The sequence below is a fragment of the Vicinamibacteria bacterium genome, assembly GCA_035620555.1.
Classification (GTDB): domain Bacteria; phylum Acidobacteriota; class Vicinamibacteria; order Marinacidobacterales; family SMYC01; genus DASPGQ01.
In genome coordinates, this window is record DASPGQ010000082.1 from 1 (window position 1) to 8,947 (window position 8,947).

Annotated in this window: 11 protein-coding genes and 4 tRNA genes; all 15 read left to right on the plus strand. The window is 61.8% G+C overall.

The genetic code is table 11. From position 1 onward, the window contains the following. Positions 1 to 269 (plus strand): hypothetical protein (locus VEK15_03270; GenBank protein ID HXV59691.1); only part of this gene is annotated, 269 nt, incomplete at its 5' end. Positions 270 to 272: 3 nt separating this feature from the next. Further along, the gene (gene rpsR / locus VEK15_03275) at positions 273 to 545 is read left to right on the plus strand and encodes a 30S ribosomal protein S18 (protein ID HXV59692.1); all 273 of its coding nucleotides are present in this window, start codon (positions 273 to 275) and stop codon (positions 543 to 545) included. A 26-nt stretch (positions 546 to 571) separates the two neighbouring features. Continuing rightward, entirely contained in the window at positions 572 to 1,030 is a 459-nt protein-coding gene (gene rplI / locus VEK15_03280; GenBank protein ID HXV59693.1) for a 50S ribosomal protein L9, read from the plus strand. A gap of 37 nt (positions 1,031 to 1,067) precedes the next feature. Then, on the plus strand, positions 1,068 to 2,420 hold the full coding sequence (dnaB, locus tag VEK15_03285; protein ID HXV59694.1) for a replicative DNA helicase: 1,353 nt from the start codon (positions 1,068 to 1,070) through the stop codon (positions 2,418 to 2,420). A 295-nt stretch (positions 2,421 to 2,715) separates the two neighbouring features. Continuing rightward, positions 2,716 to 4,077 (plus strand): DNA repair protein RadA, encoded by a 1,362-nt coding sequence (gene radA, locus VEK15_03290; protein HXV59695.1) that lies wholly within the window; start codon positions 2,716 to 2,718, stop codon positions 4,075 to 4,077. Positions 4,078 to 4,105: 28 nt separating this feature from the next. Beyond that, entirely contained in the window at positions 4,106 to 5,110 is a 1,005-nt protein-coding gene (locus VEK15_03295) for a PIN domain-containing protein (GenBank protein HXV59696.1), read from the plus strand. Between the two features lie 100 nt (positions 5,111 to 5,210). Next, positions 5,211 to 5,891 carry a lysophospholipid acyltransferase family protein gene (locus VEK15_03300; GenBank protein HXV59697.1) on the plus strand — a complete coding sequence of 227 codons (681 nt, stop codon included), beginning with the start codon at positions 5,211 to 5,213 and terminating at the stop codon, positions 5,889 to 5,891. Beyond that, the gene (gene ispD / locus VEK15_03305) at positions 5,888 to 6,586 is read left to right on the plus strand and encodes a 2-C-methyl-D-erythritol 4-phosphate cytidylyltransferase (protein HXV59698.1); all 699 of its coding nucleotides are present in this window, start codon (positions 5,888 to 5,890) and stop codon (positions 6,584 to 6,586) included. Before VEK15_03300 ends, ispD begins: the two co-directional genes overlap by 4 nt. A gap of 1 nt (position 6,587) precedes the next feature. Further along, complete coding sequence (gene ispF / locus VEK15_03310) at positions 6,588 to 7,073, plus strand: 2-C-methyl-D-erythritol 2,4-cyclodiphosphate synthase (protein ID HXV59699.1); 486 nt, start codon at positions 6,588 to 6,590, stop codon at positions 7,071 to 7,073. A 4-nt stretch (positions 7,074 to 7,077) separates the two neighbouring features. Further along, positions 7,078 to 7,803: a 23S rRNA (guanosine(2251)-2'-O)-methyltransferase RlmB gene (gene rlmB / locus VEK15_03315; GenBank protein ID HXV59700.1), complete on the plus strand. Its 726-nt coding sequence runs from the start codon at positions 7,078 to 7,080 to the stop codon at positions 7,801 to 7,803. 148 nt (positions 7,804 to 7,951) lie between these two features. Continuing rightward, positions 7,952 to 8,027 (plus strand) — tRNA-Thr (locus VEK15_03320). A gap of 104 nt (positions 8,028 to 8,131) precedes the next feature. Further along, a tRNA-Tyr gene (locus VEK15_03325) sits at positions 8,132 to 8,218 on the plus strand. 27 nt (positions 8,219 to 8,245) lie between these two features. Then, positions 8,246 to 8,321: transfer RNA gene (locus VEK15_03330), tRNA-Gly, on the plus strand. Positions 8,322 to 8,362: 41 nt separating this feature from the next. Continuing rightward, a tRNA-Thr gene (locus VEK15_03335) sits at positions 8,363 to 8,437 on the plus strand. 43 nt (positions 8,438 to 8,480) lie between these two features. Further along, a partial coding sequence (locus VEK15_03340) for a GTP-binding protein (GenBank protein ID HXV59701.1) occupies positions 8,481 to 8,947 on the plus strand: 467 nt, incomplete at its 3' end.

The following is an 8,947-nucleotide window of genomic DNA, read 5'->3' on the forward strand; positions in this document are numbered from 1 at the left end:
TGAGCTACCTGAAGGCCCCGCCCGCGGCAATCTCCGAGATCGAGCGACGTTTGCGGGTCACTGACGGGGTGTTGCGGTTCTTGACGGTGCGTGTGGACGAAGAGCGAGTGAAGCAGGAGCGGCGCAAGTCGCGGCGAGCCGACAAAGATGCCGCCCGCCGGGAACGCAGGGTGCGGCGGTCTCGCGAGACGCCGGTCGCGGAGGCATCCCCCGACAGGAGCGCGCCGGACGACGAATCGATTCCCGACGAGTCGATAAAGGAGATTTGAGTGATGCAAAAGAAATCCGGCACGATGGCGCGCAAACCCTCGGTTGGGGGAGCCGGCGGAAAGCGACGCTTCTTCTATCGCCGGGCCAAGGTCAACCCTCTTCTCGACAAAATCGATTACATCGACTGGAAGGATGTCAAGCTGCTTCAGAACTTCATCCCCGAAAGAGCCAAGATTCTTCCACGACGGATTTCCCGAGCGGGAGCTCGATCGCAACGCATGCTGAAGACCGCGATTAAACGGGCCCGTTTCATGGCGCTCATACCCTACTCCTGATTCCGGAACATGGGGCGGAGGAGACGATGCGGCTGATTCTGCGTGAAGAAGTGGAGAATCTCGGGAAGCGGGGCGAGATCGTCAACGTGGCGCGGGGTTATGCGAGGAACTACCTGCTTCCCCGGCGTCTTGCGGTCGAGATAACGGACGAGAACCTGCGTCTCATCGAGAAGGAAAGGAAGGTCTACGAGACCCGGCTCGCCAAGGAAAGAGAAGACGCGGAGAACCTGGCGAGCTCTCTTTCCGGTCTGAAGCTGTCGTTCCGGCGCAAAGTGCACGGTGAAGGGCAGGAGCTCTACGGTTCGGTCTCGGTTACCGACGTCGCCGACGCCGTCGCCGAAAAAGGTTTCAAGATCGAGAAGCGGAAGATCCAGCTCGACGAGCCGTTCAAGACCCTGGGAGAGTTCTCGGTGGTCGTGAGGCTCCATCCTCAAGTAGAGGTTTCTATCCCGGTCATCGTCGAGAAGGAAAAAGAAGAGGAGTAGGAGCGCCGGCTGGTAACGAACGGCCGAGAGAAACGCCTTGGCGCAGGACAACGCCGTACTCGAGAGAACGCTCCCTCATAATCTGGAGGCGGAACGTACCGTTCTCGGTGCGATTCTGATCGAGAACGAAACGTTCCATCACGCCGCCGAGATACTCACCCCGGGGGACTTCTACCGCGACGCTCACCGGAAGGTATTTGCCAGGATGGCAGTTCTTTCCGAGCGGGGCGATGCCATCGATCTAGTAACGCTCAAAGAGGAAATGTCCCGGGCGGGAGAGCTCGACTCGGTCGGGGGGGTCGCCTATCTGGGGTCGCTCTTGGAGGGTGTTCCCCGAGCAACCAACGTTTCCTATTACTCCCGCATCGTGAAGGACAAGTCGGTGCTGAGGAGCTTGATCTCGGCGGCGAACCGGATCTCCCAGGCTTGCTTCGACAATGCCGATGAGTCTCAAGCCGTACTCGACGAAGCGGAGAAGTCGATCTTCGAGATTTCCGAAGGCGCGATTCGAAGCGGCTTCGAGCCGGTATCGGAGATCGTCAAGGGCAGCTTCAAGACCATCGACGCCCTGTCGGAGAATCGCGAGCTGGTCACCGGCGTTCCCACGGGGTTCGTGGAGTTCGACGAGATGACCTCAGGGCTCCAACCCTCGGATCTCATCATCGTGGCCGCTCGCCCGGCGATGGGCAAGACCAGCTTCTGTATGAATATTGCCCAGCACGTGGGTCTCAAAACCGACGGCGTGGTGGGTGTTTTCAGCCTCGAGATGTCCAAGGAGCAGCTCGTGCTTCGCATGCTATGCGGCGAAGCCCGCGTCAACATGCACAAGCTCCGCTCCGGCTTTCTCTCGGAGAAGGACTGGACCAAGCTCGTGCAGGCGGTCTCGGACTTGTCGCAGGGGAAGATCTTCATCGACGACACGCCCTCGATCTCGATCTTGGAAATGCGGGCCAAAGCCCGGCGGCTCAAGCTCGAGCAGGGCCTCGATCTCCTCATCGTCGACTACCTCCAGTTGATGCAGGGTCGAGGTCGATTCGAGAACCGAACCCAGGAGATCGCGAACATCAGCCGCTCGCTCAAAGCGCTCGCCAAAGAGCTCGATATCCCGGTCGTCGCTCTCTCGCAGCTTTCCCGCGCCCCGGAGAGCCGCGGCGATCATCGCCCTCAGCTCTCCGACCTGCGCGAGTCCGGTGCCCTGGAACAGGACGCCGACGTGGTCGTTTTCATCTACCGTGAGGAAGAGTACAACCAGACCCCGGACAACCGGGGTATCTCTGAGCTCATCATCGGAAAACAGCGTAACGGCCCGACGGGTACGGTCAAGATGGCCTTCATCAAGGAATATACCCGGTTCGAGAACCTCGAATGGCGTCACGACGACGCGCTGTAACAGGCTGACGAAAAAGTGCGACCCAGCCTGCCGAGCGGTGGCCAAAACCTCTGCCGTTCGACTTCGCCAAGGCTTCGTCGGAACCGCGCCGAAGCCCGAAGGGCGGAGGCGGGCGTCGGCGCGCAGCGCCGCAAAGGCCGAGCCGTGGCGGCACCATCAATTACAGGTCCCGCCACGGCATTGAGCATTAAACGAGAAACAGTCGTGGCGAGAAAATCGAGCGAAGGTGCTATAATTCAGCGGTTAGCCTGTTCCTAATCGATTTCGTCGTGCCACTACGGGCCTCATCGCTTTGATGGCAAAGCTGAAGACCGCATTCGTCTGCCAGCAGTGCGGGATGACCGCAACCAAATGGCTTGGCCGGTGCCCCGACTGCGAGGCGTGGAACAGCTTCGTCGAGGAGATCCCCGCGGCCGGTGACTCCGCCGAAGGGCCGAGCGGGGTTGGTCGTTCGGGGAAGGCGTTGGCCTACGCCGAAGTCCCAACCGATGCCGACTTGCGGATCGGAAGTGGCCTCGAGGAGTTCGATCGCGTCCTCGGGGGCGGGATTGTCGAAGGCTCCCTCGTGCTTCTCGGAGGCGCGCCCGGAATCGGGAAATCGACGCTGTTGCTCCAGGTGGCCGCCGCGCGCGCCCGCGATGGCAACCGCGTCGTCTACGTGAGTGGCGAGGAGTCGGAGCGTCAAATCAAGCTCCGCGGCGAGCGGCTGGGAGTCGACGCCGCGAGCCTGCTTCTCTTCGCTGAGACCGGGCTAGAACGAATCCTCGGCGAGCTATCACGACTCGACCCTTCACTCGTGATCCTGGATTCGGTGCAGACCGTTTACTCACCGAAGTTCTCCTCGACACCGGGGAGCATCAGCCAGGTGCGGGAAGTCACGGCCGAGCTGCTTTACTACGCGAAATCGTCCTCCACTCCGGTGTTTCTGATCGGCCACGTCAACAAGGAGGGGAACCTCGCCGGCCCGAAGGCGCTCGAGCACATGGTCGACACCGTCCTGTACTTCGAGGGAGAACAGCACCAGTCGCATCGCGTCGTTCGGGCGGTGAAGAATCGGTTCGGCGCCGCGGGCGAGCTCGGCGTTTTCGAGATGACCGAAGCGGGCCTCGTGCCGGTGGAAAACCCGTCCGCGCTCTTCCTCTCCGAGCGCGACCACAGCGCGCCGGGCTCCGCGGTCGTATGCTCTCTCGAGGGGACGAGACCGCTCCTTCTCGAGATCCAGAGCCTCGTGGCGCAGACCGGGCTCGGATACCCTCGCCGCGTCGCGGTCGGCTTCGAGGTAAACCGGGTCTCTCTCCTCCTCGCCGTGCTCGAAAAGCACGTGGGCATGCCCTTTTCCGCCCACGATGTCTATGTCAACGTGGCGGGCGGGCTCTCGGTAACCGAACCGGTCGCCGATCTCGGCCTGGTGGCGTCGGTGGCCTCGAGCCTTCGGGGCCAAGCCATTCCCACGGGTACGGCCTTCATCGGGGAGGTGGGATTGTCCGGCGAGGTGCGCGCCGCCCAGCAGTTCGCAGTTCGGGTGAAGGAGATCGCGCGGATGGGATTTCAGAAGACGTATGTGCCGAACGCCAATCTGCCCCTGTCCGAGGCGCCGGCGGAGCTCGAGCTGATCGGCATTGCCGACGTATCCTCGCTCATGGGGAACGTTTTCTAGGTTCATTCGTGTACCGAAAGTGACGATCATGTGGTTGTTGTCGATTCGCGGACTCTTACTCGTCGGGCTCGTCGCGGCGGGGGGGGCGTTCAGCCCCCTTCCGTTCGGCCTTCCCGCAAACATTGCCCTTGGTCTCGTAGCCGGCGGAGCAGCGATCCTGCTCGAAAACCGCATTCGCGGGGTGACTCCGAAGCAAGTGGCCGGGGCGTCTCTCGGTGCCGCCCTCGGCGTCGTCTTCGCCCTTCTCGTCAGCATCCCACTCGCCAAGATCCCGATGAGCCCCGGAAGCCAGGCGTTCTGGCTCGCTTTCGTCTTGCTGCTCTTCATCTACTTGGGGCTCGTTCTCGGCTGGACCCGCGGTGAGTGGTTCGACCCCCTCGCGGTGATCGCCTATTTCCGGGGAACGACCACCTCGAAGAATCTCAAGGTCCTGGATACGAGTGTCATCATCGACGGCCGGATCGCCGACATTTGCGAGACCGGATTCATCGACGGAAAGCTCGTCATTCCTCAGTTCGTCCTGAAAGAGCTGCAGCAGGTCGCGGACTCGGCCGATTCGCTCAAACGCAATCGAGGCCGGCGCGGGCTGGACATCCTTCAGAAAGTACGAAAGATGAGCGGCATCGAAGTCGATATCTCGGAGCTCGACTACCCCGACGTCAAGGAGGTCGACCTCAAGATCATCGAGATTGCGAAGGAGCTGGGCGCGAAGATCGTGACGAACGACTTCAACTTGAACAAGGTCGCACAGGTCCGGGGTGTTCAGGTGTTGAATATCAACGAGCTGGCCAACGCGCTCAAGCCGGTCGTGCTTCCGGGAGAGTTCATGCGCGTGTTCATCCTGAAGGAGGGCAAGGAATACAACCAGGGAGTCGCCTATCTGGACGACGGCACGATGGTCGTCGTGGACAACGCTCGAAAGCTCCTGGGGAAGAACGTCGACATCACCGTCACGAGCGTGTTGCAGACCACGGCGGGCAAGATGATTTTCGGGAAGACGCTCGATTCGCCGGCAACCGTCGCCGCACGCTAGTATTCGGTTCCGCGTCACCCGGTTCTCCTGCCGGGGCCAGGGCGAGGGTACTGTCATCGACTGGGCCAAGCTTCGAACGCTTTTCTGGTTCATACCGCTCGTGACCGTCTATACGATCGTTTGCGGTGCCGTGTCCTTCGCCTTGGCCCTCGTGTTTCGCTCCGGGGATCCGTCGCACCGCGTCGCCAGCATTTGGGCCCGCCTCATTCTCGAGACCTGCGGAGTGACAGTTCAGGTGAAGGGCCTGGAAAACCTTCGACCGGGCACGACTTACCTGTTCGCCTCGAATCACCAGAGCCTGTTCGACACGCCCATCGTGTTTGCGCATTTGCCCGTTTCTTTTCGTATCCTCTACAAGAAATCGTTGAACCGGGTGCCGTTTCTCGGCTGGCACCTCTTCATGAGTGGACATATCGGCGTCGAGCGCGAGAACCCCAAGAAGGCCCGCGAAAGCCTCGAGCACGCCGCCAGCAGAATCCGGGGAGGGACGTCCGTCGTCGTATTTCCCGAAGGAACGCGCAGCTTCGACGGGATCCTGCGACCCTTCAAGAAAGGCAGCTTTCGTCTAGCCCTGCGGGCGGGAATCCCCGTCGTGCCGATTACCATTGCCGATAGCTATCTGGTGATGAAGCGCAGTGAGGTTACGGTGCACCCGCGCCGGATAGGGCTCACTATCGATCGGCCGATACCGCTCGACAATCTCGATGAAGAACAGGCTGAAGTTCTTGCCGAACGCGTCAGAGCAGTCGTGAGCAGGAATCTCGAGGCTACCCGGGCATGATCTCGGCCTTCGCCGTCGTCGTCGCCGGAGGGCGGGGGAGCCGTTTCGGAGGTCCCGTACCCAAGCAATTTCACCTTGTCCTCGGCAGACCCCTGCTGGCCTATTCCCTCTCGAGCTTCGCCCGGTGCCGAACGATCGAGCGGACGGTGCTGGTGCTTCCGCGCGCCGGCTTCGAGGAGGCCGAGCGGACCATCGCGCCTCACATCGAGGGCGCGGCGGTGGAAGTCGTTGCCGGAGGCGACACCCGGCAAGCGTCGGTCTGGGCCGGCGTTTCCAGGCTTGGAGACTCCGATTCGCGACTCGTTGCCGTCCACGACGGTGCCCGTCCGCTGGTGAGTCCGCAGCTGATCGAGTCAGTCGTCGAGGCCGCCTCGAGGCACGGAGGAGCGATCGCGGCGGTCCCGGTGGTCGAGACCTTGAAGGAGGTTTCCCAGGACGGCTTCGTACAGGGCACGGCCGACCGAAAGCGCTATTGGCGCGCGCAGACACCTCAGTGCTTCCGTCTCGGTCTGCTTCGGCGGGCATTCGATGCCGCGCGGCGGGACGGCTTCCTCGGTACGGACGAAGCGTCGCTCGTCGAGCGACTGTCTGCTCCGATCGTCATCGTACCGGGAGAAGAGCAAAACCTGAAGGTCACGAGCCTTCACGACGTGGAGAGGATGGAGTACTACATCGGCCAGAATGCGAGGCGGTGACATGCGGGTGGGCGTGGGGTTCGACGCTCATCGTTTCGGCGAGGGCCGGGACTTGATTTTGGGCGGTCATCGCATCGAGCACAACCGAGGAATCGAAGGCCACTCCGATGGCGACGTGCTCCTGCATGCCTTGACCGATGCCATTCTCGGCGCCGTCGCCGCCCCCGATATTGGCGCCTTGTTTCCGTCCGACGACCCTCAATGGCGGGGCGTCCAGAGCTCGTTGTTCTTGAGTCGCGCCCTCGAGATCGCGAAGCAGACGGGTTACGAAGTCTCGTCGGTCGACGCCGTGGTCATCGCTCAGGAACCGAGGCTTTCCGAGCACATCGCCCTCATCCGGCGGTCGGTGGCCCGGCTTCTGGGGATTCCCGAGAGTGCCGTGGGTCTCAAAGCGACGACGACGGACGGAATGGGATTCATCGGCCGGTGTGAAGGGATTGCCGTCCACGCCGTAGCGACCCTCATAGGCCTCGAACGGAACGGCTGAGTCGGTGCGGACGATTCAGGGCATCCACGCGGTTCGGGAAGCCCTTACCGGCGACCCCGCTCGCGTGAGGAAAATCGTCCTCGTCGAAGGTCGGCTCGACGAGCGACTCGCTCGGATCGCTTCGCTCGCTCGAGAGCGCGGTGTTCCCCTGTATCGCGAGCCGCGAGAACGGCTGCGTCGTTATGGTGGTCACCATCAAGGCGTCGTGGCGGAGCTGGCGGATGTGGGTTGGCTCGATCTCGAAACGCTGCTTTCCCGGCTTCCCACTCCGGCTTTGCTGCTGGTCCTCGACCAGGTCGAGGACCCGCGAAACCTCGGGGCGGTGGTTCGCGTCGCGGACGGAGCGGGCGTCGACGGAATCGTGATTCCGGCACGGCGCACGGCGCCGTTCTCCGAGGCCGCGGTCGCGGCATCCGCCGGGGCTCTCCACCACGTCACCGTCGCCCGAGTCGGCAACCTCGCCGAAAGCTTGAGACGTCTCAAGGAGGCGGGACTCTGGGTCGTGGGGCTGCAGGCGAGCGCTCCCACGCCCTGGTACGAGTTCGATTTTACCAGCCCGGTTGCCGTAGTCGTCGGATCGGAAGGAAAGGGGCTCCGGCCGCGCGTGGCCGCTGGCTGTGATGCCCTGGTTTCGCTGCCCCAGCTCGGCAAGGTGGACTCCCTCAACTTGTCCGTGGCCGCGGGAATCGTGCTTTATGAAGTAGTTCGCCAGCGAATCTCGAGGAAATAGGCCGGAAATGCCCCTTGGCGAGCGGCGCCGTCGGAGCTATACTGAGCCTTTCTCGGGAGATAGGGCCTTCCAGAGCAAGTCGTGGCAGGAGTGTCATTTTTTGCCTTGCATGCTGCGGTTTGCATCTGCTAGAATCGCGAGTTTGCAAGCTGGCGTAGCTCAGTTGGTAGAGCAGCTGATTTGTAATCAGCCGGTCGGGGGTTCAAATCCCTTCGCCAGCCCCACGATGGAATCATAAAGCGTGGCTACCCCCGACCTCGATCGATACGCTTCTCCAAGGCACGAAGCCAATCGTGCCTTGGACGCGTGGTGTCCTGTGTCGAGTGAGGGAGTGGTAGCGAAGCGGTCAAACGCAGCAGGCTGTAAACCTGCCGGCCTTGCGCCTTCGGAGGTTCGAATCCTCCCCGCTCCACCAGTTTGTCGTGATTTTCTTAAGAGTTCTGCGGGAGTAGCTCAGTTGGTAGAGCATCAGCCTTCCAAGCTGAGGGTCGCGGGTCCGAGTCCCGTCTCCCGCTCCACTGACTGCACCCTTGGCGTTTGGCGTCCGCGAGTTGGAATAGCCCACGTGGCTCAGTGGTAGAGCACTTCCTTGGTAAGGAAGGGGTCACCGGTTCAATCCCGGTCGTGGGCTCCACCTCGGAAGCATTGAGCGCGGGAAGAAAGATGGAGACCGAGTGATGTCGAAAGAGAAATTCGATCGCAGCAAACCACACTTGAACGTGGGCACGATTGGTCACGTTGACCACGGGAAGACGACGTTGACGGCTGCGATCACGAAGGTTCTGGCGAAGGGGGACAAGAGTGTCAGCTTCCGGAGTTTCGATTCGATCGACAACGCGCCCGAGGAGCGGGAGCGAGGGATCACGATAGCGACGGCGCATGTGGAGTACGCGACGTCGAAACGTCACTACGCGCACGTCGACTGTCCCGGTCACGCGGACTACGTGAAGAACATGATTACGGGTGCGGCTCAGATGGACGGAGCGATTCTGGTGGTATCGGCAGCGGATGGTCCGATGCCACAGACGCGAGAGCACATATTGCTGGCACGTCAGGTAGGTGTACCGTACATCGTGGTATTCCTGAACAAGGTCGACATGGTGGACGATCCGGAGTTGCTGGATTTGGTCGAGCTTGAGGTACG

Bases quoted from the DNA above. Each gene is read 5' to 3' on its own strand.
- rplI (HXV59693.1), top strand. From the start codon at position 572: ATGCGGCTGATTCTGCGTGAAGAAGTGGAGAATCTCGGGAAGCGGGGC.
- ispF (HXV59699.1), top strand. From the start codon at position 6,588: ATGCGGGTGGGCGTGGGGTTCGACGCTCATCGTTTCGGCGAGGGCCGG.
- radA (HXV59695.1), top strand. From the start codon at position 2,716: ATGGCAAAGCTGAAGACCGCATTCGTCTGCCAGCAGTGCGGGATGACC.
- rpsR (HXV59692.1), top strand. From the start codon at position 273: ATGCAAAAGAAATCCGGCACGATGGCGCGCAAACCCTCGGTTGGGGGA.
- VEK15_03295 (HXV59696.1), top strand. From the start codon at position 4,106: ATGTGGTTGTTGTCGATTCGCGGACTCTTACTCGTCGGGCTCGTCGCG.
- ispD (HXV59698.1), top strand. From the start codon at position 5,888: ATGATCTCGGCCTTCGCCGTCGTCGTCGCCGGAGGGCGGGGGAGCCGT.